Source organism: bacterium (assembly GCA_030647005.1).
Taxonomy (GTDB): domain Bacteria; phylum Patescibacteriota; class Patescibacteriia; order JACPHY01; family JACPHY01; genus JAUSKG01.
In genome coordinates, this window is sequence record JAUSKG010000034.1 from 1 (window position 1) to 16,231 (window position 16,231).

The window sequence follows — 16,231 nt, forward strand, 5'->3', positions numbered from 1 at the left end:
TTGCCTTTCGGCTTCGCAGGGACCTGTGTTTTTGGTAAACAGTCACTTTGCATCGCTCGCTGCGACCCCGTCTTGCGACGGGGCAGGCCTTATCCCGAAGTTACGGCCTCTTTTTTGCCGAGTTCCTTAACGAGGGTTCTCCCGTACACCTTGGCACAATCGTGCCCGTCCACCTGTGTCGGTTTCCGGTACGGATTCCGACCGCTATCAATCGCCGCCTTTTCTCGGCACCGCTCTTGTCTTCATTGGACTCATCTTGCGACTCGCCCTGCGCTCTGCGGGAACCCGCAAAGCAGACCTATAGCCAAAAGGCCCGAAGACCACTACGATGCGTCAGCAGCGGGAACACGGTCGGAAGGGCAGGAATATTCACCTGCTATCCATCAGCTATCCCCCAATAACTCGAGGGCTCGCCTTAGGACCGCCTCACCCTGGGACGATTTGCGTTGCCCAGGAAACCTTGGACTTACGGTGGGGAAGGTTCTCACTTCCCTTGTCGCTACTCATGCCAGCATTCTCACTTCCCTGCACTCCACCGGCCCTCGCGGGTCCGGCTTCAACGCAGCGAGGAACGCTCCCCTACCATGGTCATCGCCGAAGCGATGCCATTCCCATCTTCGGTACTCGACTTAGCCCCGGTATATTTTCGGCGCAGGATAGCTTGACCAGTGAGCTGTTACGCTTTCTTTGAAGGGTGGCTGCTTCTAAGCCAACCTCCTGGTTGTCAGAGCCGTCCCACTTCCTTTCCCACTGAGCCGAGATTTAAGGACCTTAGATTGGGATCTGGGCTGTTTCCCTTTTGTGCCGTGGAGCTTCGCCCCCACGTACTGACTACGTCTGTATACCTTGCCTGGTATTCGGAGTTTGGTTGGAGGCCCTAGGATTGCTCCCGGAAGCTCCAATCAGTAGCTCTACCCCCAGGGGGCACAGACGCGCTAGCCCAAAAGCTATTTCGGGGAGAACCAGCTATTACCGAGTTCGATTGGAATTTCTCCTCTTGCCACAGGTCATCCCAAGGCGTTACACGACCTACGGGTTCGGGCCTCCCCCTGATTTTACTCAAGGTTCACCCTGCCCATGGCAAGCTCACCCGGTTTCGGGTCTCGTCGCAGCTGCCGTGAATCGCTGCGTGCGCACGAACCGCAATGGTCCGTGCGCAAACAACAATTCGGTTGCCCTATTCAGACTCGGTTTCCCTCTGCCTTCGGCCCGTAGGCCTTCGACGAGCAACAACGACGAACTCACTGGCTCATTCTTCAATAGGCACACCGTCACCCACTGCGGTAAAGCAACGGGCTCCGATTCCTTGTAAGCGTAGGGTTTCAGATGTATTTCATTGCCCTCACCGGGCTGTTTTTCACCTTTCCCTCACGGTACTGCTTCACTATCGGTCACCAGATGTATTTAGCCTTGGAACGTAGTCGTCCCTATTTCCGACGGGATTTCACGTGTCCCGCCTTACTTTCGCACGGAGAGCATTGGTATACTCCTCCTTTCGTCTACAGGGCTATCACCTGCTTTGGCGCTCCGTTCCAGGAGCTTCGACTAGGAGGAGACGCCCTCACGGGCATTCTCCAATCCGCGTGGCTGGACGCACGCGACCTCTCCGGCGCATAACCTCGCATGGCGCATCACCGTCCCGTGTGCAATCAACCTACTGATCGAAGCACCTTGCGGTACGACGATGGCCGGTCAATTGCGCTCCATGCAATTTGGGCTGTTCCCCGTTCGCTCGCCACTACGAAGGGAATGACATGACTCGCTACGCTCGCAAACGCAGAATGCAGAACTCAGAACGCAGAACGGAGGAGTAATCCTCTGTTGCGCATTCGTCGTTTTGCATGGTGCGTGCTATGCGAACGCAGTGAGCATGCTTGTTTTCTTTTCCTCCGGTTACTGAGATGTTTCACTTCACCGGGTGCCCTCCCGCTGCTTGCGCAGTGGGTGATATCGCTCAACACGATATCGGGTTTCCCCATTCGGAAATCCCCGGATCATAGCTCGCTTGGCAGCTCCCCGAGGCATATCGTTGCCTGCAACGTCCTTCATCGGCATCTGGTGCCGAGGCATCCACCCTACGCCCTTAATTGTCCCGACGGAATACATGCGGCCGATGCGAACATCGGACACTGCGCTCCGCCATTGCGTCAACGGTAGCTTCGCTGACGACTTTGAGAACCTCTCATGCAATGGTGTATGCATGTTCGTCTACCACGAACATGCGGAAGATGCACTCAACACTCTTCGATTGTGAACGTGCGTCCGTCACAACCGGAATGCGCAGGTCCATTACTGAACCGTCGTATTCCAATTGCGAACGTCGCGGACTCGGGGAAACGAAAACATCGCCGGCTCCCAGCGATGTCACTCCTACAAGCACCAAGGAGGACTCACGGACGGGAGCGAATGATGACTTCGAGCTTCCGTTGCATAGGTTCCTGCCGATGGTGCCGCACGATGTATGCGGCGGATGGCATTCCACACCGCAGAGCGGTGGGGAAAGGATTCAGATGATTTACGATCACCTATCTCCAAGGTAGATGGTCATCAAAACCTTGTCAAGGGCCTCACCGATATGGAGAAAATGCCAGTAAAAAGAGGTCCCTCCGCTCGTGGTGAGCGGAGGGACGATGCATCGGATGCTACTGCAACCGATTGAGCAGGCGCGCCGACTTCTGTGGGAAGTGCTCGGTGCCGATCTCCTTGTGGAGAGCCACGAGCGAGCGGGCGAGCTGCGGGCGCAAGTGCTTGGGCGTGGTGCGGAGCATGTCAACCGCCTCCTCGATGGCACGCTCGCCGAGCGCGACACCCTCGACGAGACGAACGTTCGCCTCCTCGGTCTCGTACTTGGCGGCGAGATCGCGGCGCGCCTTCTTGATCTGCTCGTTGTCGCGCGTTGCGTGCGCGGCGAGCATCGCGAGCTGGATGGCACACCGATCTTCCCAGACGAGTAAAGCGGACTGCGCGGCAGCGGGGGCCTTCGGAGGTGCGACTGCTTCCCGCTTCGCGCCGTTTCCCGACTGCTTCCGTGCGGCCTTCTCTGACGCGAGCAGCTGCTGGTGCTTGCGCTTCGCGTCCGTGAGCACGGTATCCTCGGAGAACGCGATCGGCGGTGCGTGCTTCGCGTACGCGGCGATGAGCCGACGTGCGAGCTGCTGACGATGGTTCTGGTGACTCACCCGCGCACAGCACCGTACGACGAACTCCTCCGCGAACTTCTTCCCGCGCGTGCGCCGGAGGAGGATGTCAATGTAGCGCTCGCTGCACCCGTGCTGCGCGGCCCATGCCGCACGCCGTGCTTCGTATGCGCTGCTGCTCTCCGCAAGGGCGAAGACGCAGTCCATCCGCACCTCGTCCATCTGCTCGGGAGTGAGGTCGCTCGTGGGCTTCGTCGCCTTGACACGACCGCCCTGCGGGGGTGGCGTGCCATCCGGTACCTTGCCATGCGCGGCCGTCCGTTTCGCATTGGAGTAGCACGCGCGAAGGAACTTCCTTGACGCGGGACGAACGGCGACACCAAACTCCGCCTTGAGTGCCTCGTACTCGTCCTTGAGCTGCTTTTCGCCCTTGGCCGCCATCACGGTGAGGCGATCCTCGGCCTTCTGGCGCGACACCTTCGTGAGGTTGCGGATCCCACCGATAGCGAGTGGTGCGTCCGACGGTTGCTGCGGCGCGAGTGCAGCGATCTCGACGGACCCATGGGGTGCGGGAGCACCACCATTGAGCGCGGTCTTGATCAGCTGCGCGGCGGAGGCCTCTGCCTGCTCCAGGAGCAGGCCTGCTTGCTGGACGGCGGATTCGAGCTGATCGAATCGCGCGAGCTCGTTGAGGACATTGCCGGCGACGGTCTCGATGCCTTCCGCGGTCCTTGCGTCACTGCCAAGGATCAACCGCTGCGCGCGAGCTACGAGCCACTCGCGGACCTGCTGATCGTCGAGTGTACGCTTCTGCTCACGGGATGTTGGGAACTCATCTGCAACTGCACTCATGACTTCCTCCTCTTCTTTCTTCTCATCGTCGGGATTTCCCCGAACCGTTACCTGCTGCAATCGCCCCCGCTTTCCGGAAACGATCATGGAGAGCGGTGTTGCCATGACGAGCTGCGCGAGTGCCGCAGCCGCGTCCGTGAGCACCAGGGGCTCCTCGGGCTGTCCGAGGCGCATCCCGAGCGTACGCATCCGGAACCCCGGGTGCGTCTCGTGGTGGCGCGAGTAGTACACGTACCGCACGAGCACATCCGGAAGGAAGGTCACCTTGGGGATGTTTCCGTCTGGGAAGGCATGACGCGCGGTGGATGGATCGTGCGAACGTGCGAGCGCGTCGAGACCGCGCTGCGCATCGCAGCTCACGAGCAGGATGTGGAGGTACACGCTGAGCTCGCGCATCGCTGCGAGTTCTTCATCGCCCTCCGACCAACCCCGCGTGCGCACCTCTGCGTAGCTCGCGGTGAGGTGCGCGATGAACCGCGCCGCCTCGGTGGCACCGAGGAGCATCTCCCACCACGCGTGGAGGTGCTCCCGCGTACGGTGCACGCGATGCACCCGTTGATCCGCGCTCGTGATGAGGAGTACCCGCGAGGTGCTCGCCATTATGAGCGGAAGGACGGCGTGGAGGTCCTGGATGTGCGACTCCATCGTCTGGCAGATATCCCAGTGGAACACGTCGAGTCCCGTCTCGGGAACTGCCGCACGGAAGATGGCCGGAAACCCGTCGAGATCGCCGCAGTAGTGATGCGCGCCGCGCTCCATGCGCAGGAGCGCGCGCTGCTTGCGACGATCACGCTCGATGAACCAGCAGTGTCCGATGGGGATGCCGAGCCGTGACCACACGCGACACTCGACACCATCTCCACCGAGCGTCGCCACCGTGGCGCGCTCGGCATCGAAGTACGGCGCGAGCTGCGTGAGCACGGCATGCACACACCGCTCCTTCGTCACATTCCGCATGCGTCCTCCTCTTTCGTTGTATTGTGAAAGACCAATACCTATCGCGCGCACCGTATCATGGCGGTATTTCCCTGTCAACCTCGCTACCATGGACTCCCTTGACACGGAGCGCACGCGGGGGTATCCTGAATGCGCAGTCCTTTCACCAATACGATGAGGAGGTGCCATGACCGGACACGATGAGGGCGCGCAGCAACCACCAACTGCCGCGCAGACCGCAACACGAACCATCACCTACAGCGACTTCATGGTGGCGCGCGACATGCTCCGTGAGCTCGTCGGAAATCAGTTCTCGGGCGAGAGCGCAGCATACGCGATCACCAAACGCTTCGATCGCCTCCTCTGGGTCATCGCGAAAGGCGATCCGCTCGATGATGCGATCGCGGAGCTTGCCGCCGCACTTGAAAACCTCGAGCACACACTCCGCGCGCAGCCGGAGGCCGAGCACACGGTGCCGACGCAACGCGCGGAGGACACCGTGGCCATCAACGATCTCCTCCGCGAGATCACCACGCTCACCCAGTCGCTCCGCGCCGCGCATGAGGACAACGCTGCAACGACGCAGACGCTCGAACGCGAACGTGCGCAACGCACAGAGCGTGACCAGCTCGCGCTCGACGGTCTCCGGAGCACCACAGCGGCGATGCGCGATGAAGGGGCGCAGGTGGCGGGGAGCATCGCGCGGCTCACGCATCTCACCGCGACGATCGCGGGTGCGCACGAGGCGCTCCAGTCCACGATCGCCGGCATGCACACCGCGGCGCACGGCGCAGATACGCCCGTCGGTATCCTGGAGCAGATGCGACTCGAAACTGCTGCGCGCGCTCGCGAGCGGTGGTGCATGGACGCGCATGATCGCATCGCCGAGATCGACGAGGCCATGGCTGCCCACCACAGCGAGCGCGATGTCCTCCAGGCGAAGCAGCGCACGCGGCGGCTCGATGCCGATGGCCTCGCACGGCTGGGATGGCTCGAGGCACGCATCGCGCAGCTCGAAGTCACGGCATCCTCCGTCCAGCACCTCGTGAAGCCCATCCAGAAGGAGGGAACACGAATCCGGGAGCGTCTCCACGCCATGGGACAGCTCGCGGAACAACTTCCGCTCGCAGAGCACCTCCCGGCACTCCCGCTATTCCCGGAGGAGCTGCCGGAGGATGCACGCGTGGCGGAGGCACCCGCACCGGAGCGTGCCACGCAGCCGACCTCGGATGCGGGAACGGGTGACGATGAGCCGCTGCGCGAACCCACACCGGAGGACATCCTCGCGGTCAAGCTCACCGCCGTACTCATCGAGCGATGTGCGCAGGTCAACGAGGCACGAACGGGGAAGACATGGCTCCGCACGACCATCGGCAAAGTCCAACGGTGTGCACATACGAGCGGCATCCTCGCTGCGCATGGTCTCCAGAGGAAGCAATTCATGCTCGCCGTCGTCGGACTGCCCACGCGTGCCCTCGTGGATCGCTACCTCGCATGGAAAGGCAGTATGGGGAGAAACGTCATCTCGAGCTGCTACACGCGGACGACGGAGCCCCTGCCGGACGAATGGAAGACGCTCCTCCGTGAAGAAGAAATCCTTGCATTCCTCGACGTATTCTACACGCCGCGAGAGCAGCCGTAGGCACAAGAGAACCCCCCGGTCCCAAAGGGATCCGGGGGGTCTTTTCATGCCTTGCGCTTCGCGAGGAGTGCGTGGCGATGCTTGCCGACGAACTCGCTCGCTTCTTCGCTGTTCCAGGGGTGCTGCGCCTGTCCGACCGCCGCGAGCATACTCATCGTGAGGTGCTCGAGGAGTGCGGCTTTTCCCGTGGGCAAGATACCGTAGCACGTGTTGAGAAGGATGAGGTGATCCTCGCTATTGCCGATCACCGCGAAGACGTGCGGTGCTGCGCGCGTGGAGCCAAAGAACCACGTCTGGTCGCCGACGTTCAGGGGAATGATGCGGCTGCCTTGCTTACGGTCACGACTGCCACCTCCACCACTTCCGCCGCCTCCACTTCCACCGCCTCCACTTCCGCCATCACCACTTCCACCGCCACCACTTCCGCCATTACCACCCAAACCCTCGGGATTGCGGATAGGTGGCGAGGCGGTTGCCTTCCCCCATGCATGCTCGAACGCGGCGCGGATGTCGTGCGTGATGACCTCCGCCACCTTCGATCCGGCCATGATATCGGCGTCCTCGAGGAGTGCCTGCGCCTGCGGGGCAACCTCGGCCTGGAGGAGGTCTGCGATCTTCCTCCATGCCTTCCCCCTGAGGAACATATCGTGCAGCCCGCTGCGCGACGTGTCCTGCTGTTCCAGGAGTCCCGGGACGAAGATGTCGCCTCGGAGATCCGGACGGCCGAGCGGGTATGGCAGGTGCCGACCGAGTGCCGGACAGAATCCCACACGGAACCCCGTCTCTGCATCCACGAGCCAGATGCCGCTCCGCTCGCTCGCGGGGTCCGGAACGCGCTCGAGGTAGGCCTCGATGGCGGTATCCGGCACGGCGATCACGAGTGCGGACACGAGCGGTGGCGGGACGAACTTCTTCCCGCCGATGAGGAGCGTGCCGCAGCGATCACGCTTGCGTGGAAGCCAGGGTGCAACCGCATCTCGGAGCTCGTTGTGCGACCCGAAGACCGGGTTGTCCACGACGATGCAGGAGAATCGCCCGCGATGGCCCGCGTACGCACCGAGCTCCAACGCGTCGGGCTCGAATGATTGCGGGAGCGCACCCGGCGGTGTCGTTGCCGCCGTTGGCGTGATGCGCCAGCACGTCACACGACCGGACACCGACGTGCGCGTGAAGACGGTGAACCCCGTGTCGTAGCTATACCGATCGCGGCGCAGCGCGAACGCTGCGGTACGACCGATCCCCTTGTCCGATGCGCCACGGTATCTCCCGCGCTTTCCTTCCCGACGCTTCGCCCCGAGCGAGCAGAACCGATCGAAATCGGCCTGCGTGAAGCCGGTGCCGGAGTCAAAGCAGACGAGCGCGGACTCTCCCGTGAACGCGTGCCGCTTCTCGATGCTGAGCTCAACGTGGATCCGTGATGGCTCCCAGAGCTCCTGGGTCCCGCCGCCCATGCACGCCACCATCGCATTCCGAATGATCTCCACGACGCACTTGCCCGGATCGGTGTACAGCTCTGCGCCGAGCGGTCCAACGAGCAGCTCGGCGGTTGCTTGAAAGAGAACCGGTGATACCTTCATGACGACTCCTCACCTTCTTTAGGGTTTTCGGTTGTGACGAACTACCGTCGTCCGCGAGCATCGCGTACCGTCGTGAGCGACGGGAGCAGGGTACGCAGCGTCTCTGCGACCTCGGGGACCACTTCCGGCCCCACGATGTCCGCATCGGTCAACTCGCCGATGGCAGCGAGATCTCGCATCGTAGTCACGATGATGCGACGCGCCCGTGCGTCCGGTTTCCAACCCGCGCGGCTCATCTGCTTGAGCCCGCGCATGATTGATGCGATGCCAACGAGGATGTCGTACGCACCGTCCGTGGGCGTGTGGTCGTCGGGCACCTCGACCGCGTCATCTACTCTTGCGGGAGGCCCGCCAATCTCCGCCGCGTGCGCGCGAGGCAATGCCTCGGTGAGCGCGTTGGCTACCGGAGACGCAGATTTGTCTTCATCTTCCAGCCACGCGATCGCCTTGTGCAACGCTTCGATCTGCTGCGGCCCCGGGAGCACCCGCCCCCGAATCCAGCTCATGATCGAGTTCTGCGTGAGATCGGAGTGCTGCGCGACCGTCACCGGTGTCTCGCCGGACTGCTCATACGCAATGCAGAAACGCACGAGCAGAATCGCGAGGCGCTCACCCTGCGTTGACCGGTACCGAAGGTTCGGATGCGTCCCCTCCCCCAAAAACTGACTGATGCGCACCCAGGCAACACGACCGCGGGGGATGATCTGCCAGGCCTTCGGCATCGTCGGGCGATTCCTGATCATCTCCAGTGCCCGTGCGCACCCGTTATCGTGCAGTGCGTTGATCTCCACGTACGGAGTGCGCGTCAGGTAGTGGGCGACGCCGCAGAGCACGTCCGCGATATTCTCCACGCGGAGATGGATGCGCGCCTTTGCCGCCGCGCCGGACATGAGCACGTCCAGGCGCAGCTTCGATACGTTCGCCTGCTGGGCGAAAATTTCGGTCGTGAGGCCCGCGCCATCACGAATCGCACGCAGGACACCCGCGAGCACGGCCCGATCACCGATGTCGTCGAGCGGACGGGGAAGCGGACTAAGGAATCGCATCCGTGCGCATTCCACCGCTCGCAGGATGTACCGCGGCTCGAACGCGTAGACCGTCAACTCCTCCACGCGCGCACGCTGACGATCACCCGGCACCTCACCGAAACGCTGCCATCGTCGCACCTGATAGTCGGGCACGCCGCAATGCTCTGCGAACCTCTCCGCGGACATCCGCTCGCGATCGAGGAACGCCGAGCAGTGCTCTTGCCAGGCACGATCGCAGTCCTCCGGAAGCGGCCCGTGCCGCTTCAGGTCGCGCAGGAGTCGGTCACGATACCGTTGCACCTTGTCCTGCATGCCGGGCCACTCTTTCTGGCGTTTGTGCTTCGTCCCGCGGTGCAACCACCCGTGCACGATCGTGGCGTACTTGAGATGCAGGAGCTCCTTGATCTGATCCTGCGTAACTCCCGGGTACTCGAGGCACTCCCGAATCAACGCACGAATCGGCTCGAATCCATCTTCCATTGCTTCCTCCAGGTTTACTCGATTGTGCAAAGAGCACGGCTGCACCGTACCACGGCTCCCTACCGATGTCAAACCCCTCTCCGAGGGTCATTGCATGCTTGGAAATACGACGCAAACCACCACCCAATCACACCACCAATGATGAGGAGGTCTGCGATGTTAAACGCGGGGAACATGCTTGTGACGCTGAGATAATCCGTCACTCCGCCGAGAGCAATGCGCTCAGTGAGATTGGAGATCGCACCGAGGATGACGGCGAGGAGCAGCACATCAAATCGTCCCGTCGCCATGCGACGCCGCACCGCGTGGACAATGAGCGCAATGACAACCGCAACGCCCACCGGCCAAATGACCGCATTCGGGATCGGCAGCGAGAACGCGAGGACCTCATTCGTGCTCGGCATAAACCCCACCCACCCCGCGCGCGTCCCCCACGCAAAATGCTCCCCCACGGGGAGCATCTGACGTGCGACCATCTTCAACACGACATCCGTGGCAATGGCGACAGCAATCAACCCGCACGCAACCATCCTTTTCTCAGTTCCCCATCTTACGTTCTGCATTCTGCGTTCATCGTTCTACGTTTATCCTCCCTTCTTCTCCGTCTTGCAGCGCACGCAGGAGCTGGAGGTTGGACGCGCGATCAGTCGCTTCTCTGGAATCTGCTCGTTGCAGTATCGGCACATCCCGTACGTGCCCGCGGCGATGCGCGAGAGCGCATTGTTCACATCGCGGAGCGCGTGGTCCAGTGCCTGCCCGAGGGACAGGTTGTCCGAGTACGTCGCAATTTCTGCGGCGTTCTCATCCTCACCGCGACCAAAGTCCTCAAACTTCCCGTAGCGTTTGAGCTCGAGTTCGAGTTCTTGCTTCCGCGTAAGCAATCTTTCCTCAATCGTCTTCAGGAGCCCCGTATCCATAGCAGTTGCTGTTGCGTGCATATCCATCCTTGGTGCTCCCGCACCAGCTTCGGAGGGAACATGCGAAACCACCCATCCCCATCCCACCCCCTCAAAATGACGTGGAGGACCCACTCACAACAAGTGCTGTGAGATTTCTAGCATAGCGACTCGCAGAGGGACCGTCCAGTACGGAAAAATGGCGCAAAAAGAAAGAGGCGCTTGGATGTGCGCCGCCGTTTTGATAGCGGTAATGATTTCAGCACAATCCTGCGCCTCTTGACGATCATTGGCCTTGGCTGTGTCCGCGGATCGCTGGCTCGGATGAACCCAGCCGAGGCACCGATCCGCGGAAACGAGCACGTACCAATATCGTTCTTGCACTTTGCTGAGAAGTGCGCCGCTCAACCATTCGCTGGGTGGCCACAAGTTGAAACGAGGGACTACACCCGTTGTGCTTTTGGTTTACCAACACTTGGCCCTATTCAGCATTCGGGCCGGTATGAGGAACAGTAGAGCGGAAGGAACTCCCGATGAGCGAGCACCGAACATGACATACCGACTGAAGCAATTCGCCTCACTCGGACTCTCCCAGGGAGATCCCTACATGTGTTTCCCCTTCGTACTTATCCAATATACCAAGCGAACGGATTACAGTCAATCGAGCAATATAATGGGTCAAAAAATATCATTTTCGCTGTGTTGCAACAAAAAAAATGGAAGCTCGTTGCTGCGACACTTGGAAATCAACCACGATTGCTTGAGCTACTTTCGATTATCCACTGCAAAAAAACATTTTGTTATCAACAAGATCGCTCCGCTCAACAGAGCGCATTATTCATTCCTTGGTTCAATCAATCCACAGATAGATACTTCGCTGAGCGATGCATAAAACATGCCAAGAACAACGACCTGTGGATGAACCATTGCCTGGAATGTCATCGCATCGCTTCCACGCATCGAACACGAGCGCGGGAGACGGAGGAGCGATTGCTCGCTGCTCGTGACGAGCTCCGGTCGGTTGGAGACGAGCACGCCATCCGCGTCTGCTCGCAGCGCGAGCACGGGAGCGTGCTGCGCGTCATACGCGATCATGGTCGTGCCGTCACGCTCGACGGTGATCGCCGATGCATCCGCGGTTGCCACCTGCGTGACGAACCCGTCGAGGAGCGCGGGGCGCAGCGCGGGTGCAATCATCGCAGCGGCGCGCGAGAGCGCATCGCTCGTGATATTCGCGGTATCCGCGCGCACCGCAATGGACTGCTCCCGCCAGTTCGCGTACACGTCTACGAACTGCTGCGTCGCGAGGAAGGAGGAGAACGGCTCCGGCATCATACGCAGTGGCACGCCGCTCGCGACGAGCGAGCCGTAGGTGAGCGGAGCCGACACGGTGATGATACGGCCGCGCGGAAATGGTTGCGCAAGATCGGCAGTACGAAGGAGTACGCCGTCGCGCGTGATGGTTCCCTGGAGCGCGATCGTCTCGGGGATACCTCCGTACCCATCTGCTTGGATGCCGAGCACACTGAACAACTCTGGTGTACGGACAACTACGTTGAGTGGGCGGACATGCGGAGGACCAAGCTCACGACTAACCTCGCCGCGGAGATCACGCACGATGATCGGTGTTTGCCCAATGAATACGGGGTCTTTTGGTACGATTGGTGCAATACCAACCGTAGGGCCCCATAGGAAAATCGTCGCGCTGTCCGTTCCCAACTCCACACCAACCTCCTCCACCGACGGGTCCCCGATGATCTGCGCGAGGAGCGTGGCATCATCCCCACCCACGAGTACCGCGAGGTGATCCTGGAGCGCGCTCCGGACCCGCGGGGTGAGATGCGCATGCGCGTACACCGCAGCGCGTGCGGACACGTGCGGTGCGATGTGATCGCGATACGGGAACACTCGATGCCACTGGGTGGTGCCGATAGCAAGCGCAGCGCACGCGAGCACGAGCGCGAACACCGCCCTCTTCATGTTTCGTGAGTGCCATGACCATGTCATATATCTCCCAAGCACCATACCGCATGCACGCGTCACGAGAAAGCGGTGCTCCATGGTGGGGCACCGCTCATGATCGTGACGACCAATGCGCCGGTCTGGACAATCATCCTCGATCAATCGCCCACGTAGAGCATCTCGAACCCGCAGATAGCGCACGACTGACCGGGCACGACGTACCCACCGACGCGCTCGACCCCAGGATGGGGACACTGCTCCTCGAGCTTCGTGAGATCCGCTCGTGCACTACCAATGCTCCTGCGCAGTTCTCCGGCCTCCTTCTCATAGGCAGCGATGAGCGCCCGCAATGCCGCCGATTCGCACCGCATCTCCAGCTCGCTCTTCTTCTCGTCCATGATGCACCTCCACAACGAACGAACTGCTTTGATCCTCGCATGCGCATGTGATCCTGTCAACCGAGCGCACCCCCTCTCGCTCCCCCTCAAGATGAGGGGGGAGGATCAGATAACACCCTTCCGGCTCTCCCCCTCATCTTGAGGGGAAGTAGGAGGGGGTGGTATTGAGCTTCTCGCTGCGAGTATCTCGCGACGAAAAGCTCGCTGTGCATCCGAGTACAACAGACGAAAGACGAACAGCCCACGCATGGTGCGCGGGCTGTTCGTCTGCAATCGCGTTATCGTCGTGGGGGACGCGGGCCGCTCCTGCGGGGGCCGCCACCGGGACCGTGGCGTGGCGGGCCGCTGTGGCCGCCGGGACGCGGACCACCGCGATCGAATCCGCCAACGGGACGCTCGGGTGCCGGTGGGAAGGTGAACTCCTCGCCGGCGCGCACGGCCTCCACGATCGAGAGGTTCACGCGGCCCATGTCGTCAATCTCCTTCACCTTCACGGGAACAATGTCGCCGACTTTCACGATATCCTCCACCTTGTTCACGCGGTACGGCGCGAGCTCGGAGATGTGCACCATGCCGTCGCGACCGGGGAGCACCTCGACGAATGCGCCGAAATCGAGAATCCGGACGACTGGCCCGTGGAAGATCTCGCCGGCCTCCACCTCACGGGTGAGGTCGCGAATCCACTTCTTCGCGCGCTCCATGCCATCCGCCGTCACCGCGGTGATGAAGATTTGGCCGGACTGCTCGATATCAATCTCGCAGCCGGTCTTGTCGATGATCGCGTTGATAACCTTCCCACCTGGGCCAATGACCTCACGGATCTTCTCGGGGTTGATCTGGATGGTCTCGACGCGCGGCGCGTACTGCGAGAGCTCTGCACGCGGCGCGGCAATGACCTCCGCCATGCTGTCGAGCACCTGGAATCGCGCTTCGCGTGCCTGGTCAATCGCCGCGTCACAAATCTCAAGCGCGAGGCCTTTCGTCTTGGTGTCCATCTGTACAGCGGTGATGCCGGCTCGCGTTCCCGCGATCTTGAAGTCCATGCCGCCCTTGCCGTCCTCGAGGTCCTGGAGATCGGTGAGAACCTTCCAACGGCCGGTGTCATCGGATGCGAGGCCCATGGCGATGCCGGCGACGGGTGCCGTGATCGGCACGCCCGCATCCATGAGCGCGAGCGTTGAACCGCACGTGGAGCCCATGGAACTCGATCCGTTCGAGGACATGACCTCAGAGACAACACGGATGGTGTACGGGAACGACTCCTTCGACGGGATGACCGGCTCGAGCGCACGCTCGGCGAGCGCACCGTGCCCGATGTCGCGCCGACCCGGGCCGCGCATCGGCCGCGCCTCTCCCACCGAGAACGGCGGGAAGTTGTAGTGGTGCATGTAGCGCTTCTTCATGTCGTACTCCATCGTGTCGAGGATCTGCTCCATGCCAGGCGAGCCGAGTGTGACGGTCGAAAGCACGTGGGTCTGCCCGCGCTGGAAGAGCCCCGACCCGTGCGTGCGCGGGAGCAGCGCGACCTCCGAGTGGAGCGGTCGAATTTCGTTGAGCTTGCGGCCGTCAATGCGGTAGCCCTCGTCGAGAATGAGTCCCACGATAACCCGCTCAATGATCGGCTTGACGAGGCGACGGCACTGCGGGAGGAGATCCTCGGCGACACCGCGCTCCACGAGATGCGCGTCGAGCTCATCAATGAGGTTCTTCACGAGCGCATTGCGATCTTGCTTGGTCTCCGCAATACCTGCCTTGAGCACCGTGCGAGCGCGCGCGGTGACGAACGTCTCCGTGACCGCCGCAGCCGCATCGAGGTCCGCCGCACCCGCAGCCGGCACCGGCAGTACCTTCTCCTTGCCGGCCTCCTCTTGAATCTTCCGCACGAGTGCAACGACGGGGCCAAGGTGCTTCGCGCCAAAACGGATGGCCTCCTTCATGATCGCCTCCGGAACCTCATTCGCGCCGGCCTCCACCATGATCACCTGCTCTGCAGTTCCGGCGATGACGAGGTCGAGGACGCTCTTGTCGCGCGCCGCGTACGTGGGGTTGATGACCCACTCCTGCCGCGTCACATCATCGTCCGATGCAATGCGTCCGATGCGAATCCCGCCGATGGGGCCATCCCACGGAATGTCGGAAATCGCGAGCGCGATGGATGCCGCGGTGATACCGAGGACATCGGAATCGTTCTCCGCGTCCCAGGAGAGCGTCGAGATGACGACTTGAACATCGTTGCGAATCCCCTCCGGGAAGAGCGGTCGGATACAGCGATCAATGAGCCGTCCGGCGAGGATCGCCTCGTCCGTCGGCCTCCCCTCACGCTTAATGAAGCGCGATCCCTTGATTTTCCCCGCCGCGTAGAGCTTCTCCTCAAAGTCCACCATGAGCGGGAAGAAATCAATCCCCTCGCGCGTAGACGGCGAGAGCACCGCAGTCGCGAGGACAACGGTGTCACCGTAGCGCACGAGGCAGGCACCGTTTGCCTGTCCGGCGAGTTTCCCGAGCTCGACGGTGAGCGTTCGCCCACCCCATGGGAGCTCGTACGAACGAATCTGGTCAGCCATATACATGGGAGTTGAGCGCGCAATGCCCCTCAACTCATAAATGGGCTGACCGATAGACCCGAACACCAGAGGGTGCTCTCCGTCTAGCGGTCAGCCATTGATTACAATACTCACGAGGCCGTCTCTCGTCCCGCGGTGGGACGTATCAACCGCCTCCGACCCTTCATGATAACGAACTGCTTATCATTGAGGTCTGTGAATCCATCCGCGATGGTCTGCACCTTGCCCGACGTGGTCGGACGGAATCCGCAGACCTCCACGAGCCGTCCCTCGTGCTGGAGGTACTCGATGAGCGGAATGAAGTCACCATCGCCCGAGCAGAGCACCACGACATCCACGAGGTCCGCGATGCGAATCGCATCCACGGCGATACCGACATCCCAATCCGCCTTCTTCGCGCCGGATGCAAACTCCTGGAGGTCTTTCTCCTTCGCTTCGATGCCGAGGTTCGTGAGCGCATCAAAGAACGCCTGCTCGGTGCCGGACGAGCCGCGAATGACGTAGGCGATCGCGCGGACGAGCTTGCGTCCAGAGACCGCGGACTCCAGGATGGCCTTGAAGTTCGGGTTGCCGCCGAACATGTGCTGCGCAGAGTGGTAGAGGTTCTGCGCATCAATGAACACCGCGACCCGTTGTTCCTCGTGTCTGATCATGCGCGTGCGTTATGACGCATTGGCACCGCGCACTTCCGGAACATTCCGGAGACCTGCGCCGTGCTTGATGGCCTGGTTCATGCGCTTCTTCGTGGCGCCAATGAGC

10 protein-coding genes and 1 rRNA gene are annotated in these 16,231 nt (G+C 61.6%); 1 reads left to right on the top strand and 10 read right to left on the bottom strand.

Annotation, left to right across the window (positions count from 1 at the left end; genetic code table 11):
- Window positions 1–2,097: ribosomal RNA gene (locus tag Q7S96_04780) — 23S ribosomal RNA — on the bottom strand; the annotation flags it as partial.
- A 545-nt stretch (window positions 2,098–2,642) separates the two neighbouring features.
- A complete protein-coding gene (locus Q7S96_04785) occupies window positions 2,643–4,946 on the bottom strand; it encodes a hypothetical protein (protein MDO8463551.1) in 2,304 nt (767 codons plus the stop codon).
- A 166-nt stretch (window positions 4,947–5,112) separates the two neighbouring features.
- Between Q7S96_04785 and Q7S96_04790 the strand changes: the two genes are divergently transcribed.
- Complete coding sequence (locus Q7S96_04790) at window positions 5,113–6,567, top strand: hypothetical protein (GenBank protein MDO8463552.1); 1,455 nt, start codon at window positions 5,113–5,115, stop codon at window positions 6,565–6,567.
- A 44-nt stretch (window positions 6,568–6,611) separates the two neighbouring features.
- Here the strand turns inward: Q7S96_04790 and Q7S96_04795 are convergent, their stop codons facing one another.
- The 8 genes from Q7S96_04795 to Q7S96_04830 form a co-directional block, all read right to left on the bottom strand.
- The gene (locus Q7S96_04795; protein ID MDO8463553.1) at window positions 6,612–8,144 is read right to left on the bottom strand and encodes a hypothetical protein; all 1,533 of its coding nucleotides are present in this window, start codon (window positions 8,142–8,144) and stop codon (window positions 6,612–6,614) included.
- 41 nt (window positions 8,145–8,185) lie between these two features.
- Entirely contained in the window at window positions 8,186–9,652 is a 1,467-nt protein-coding gene (locus Q7S96_04800) for a hypothetical protein (protein MDO8463554.1), read from the bottom strand.
- Between the two features lie 68 nt (window positions 9,653–9,720).
- A complete protein-coding gene (locus Q7S96_04805; GenBank protein ID MDO8463555.1) occupies window positions 9,721–10,215 on the bottom strand; it encodes a signal peptidase II in 495 nt (164 codons plus the stop codon).
- Window positions 10,216–10,236: 21 nt separating this feature from the next.
- Window positions 10,237–10,569, bottom strand: a complete 333-nt coding sequence (locus Q7S96_04810) for a TraR/DksA family transcriptional regulator (protein MDO8463556.1) — start codon at window positions 10,567–10,569, stop codon at window positions 10,237–10,239.
- Between the two features lie 813 nt (window positions 10,570–11,382).
- Window positions 11,383–12,528, bottom strand: a complete 1,146-nt coding sequence (locus tag Q7S96_04815) for a hypothetical protein (GenBank protein MDO8463557.1) — start codon at window positions 12,526–12,528, stop codon at window positions 11,383–11,385.
- A 140-nt stretch (window positions 12,529–12,668) separates the two neighbouring features.
- A complete protein-coding gene (locus tag Q7S96_04820; protein ID MDO8463558.1) occupies window positions 12,669–12,908 on the bottom strand; it encodes a hypothetical protein in 240 nt (79 codons plus the stop codon).
- 278 nt (window positions 12,909–13,186) lie between these two features.
- Entirely contained in the window at window positions 13,187–15,472 is a 2,286-nt protein-coding gene (locus Q7S96_04825; protein ID MDO8463559.1) for a polyribonucleotide nucleotidyltransferase, read from the bottom strand.
- A 110-nt stretch (window positions 15,473–15,582) separates the two neighbouring features.
- On the bottom strand, window positions 15,583–16,125 hold the full coding sequence (locus Q7S96_04830; GenBank protein ID MDO8463560.1) for an NYN domain-containing protein: 543 nt from the start codon (window positions 16,123–16,125) through the stop codon (window positions 15,583–15,585).
- Between the last annotated feature and the right edge of the window lie 106 nt (window positions 16,126–16,231).

Bases quoted from the DNA above. Each gene is read 5' to 3' on its own strand.
- Q7S96_04785 (MDO8463551.1), bottom strand. From the start codon at position 4,946: ATGCGGAATGTGACGAAGGAGCGGTGTGTGCATGCCGTGCTCACGCAG.
- Q7S96_04790 (MDO8463552.1), top strand. From the start codon at position 5,113: ATGACCGGACACGATGAGGGCGCGCAGCAACCACCAACTGCCGCGCAG.
- Q7S96_04795 (MDO8463553.1), bottom strand. From the start codon at position 8,144: ATGAAGGTATCACCGGTTCTCTTTCAAGCAACCGCCGAGCTGCTCGTT.
- Q7S96_04800 (MDO8463554.1), bottom strand. From the start codon at position 9,652: ATGGAAGATGGATTCGAGCCGATTCGTGCGTTGATTCGGGAGTGCCTC.
- Q7S96_04805 (MDO8463555.1), bottom strand. From the start codon at position 10,215: ATGCAGAACGTAAGATGGGGAACTGAGAAAAGGATGGTTGCGTGCGGG.
- Q7S96_04810 (MDO8463556.1), bottom strand. From the start codon at position 10,569: ATGGATACGGGGCTCCTGAAGACGATTGAGGAAAGATTGCTTACGCGG.
- Q7S96_04815 (MDO8463557.1), bottom strand. From the start codon at position 12,528: ATGAAGAGGGCGGTGTTCGCGCTCGTGCTCGCGTGCGCTGCGCTTGCT.
- Q7S96_04820 (MDO8463558.1), bottom strand. From the start codon at position 12,908: ATGGACGAGAAGAAGAGCGAGCTGGAGATGCGGTGCGAATCGGCGGCA.
- Q7S96_04825 (MDO8463559.1), bottom strand. From the start codon at position 15,472: ATGGCTGACCAGATTCGTTCGTACGAGCTCCCATGGGGTGGGCGAACG.
- Q7S96_04830 (MDO8463560.1), bottom strand. From the start codon at position 16,125: ATGATCAGACACGAGGAACAACGGGTCGCGGTGTTCATTGATGCGCAG.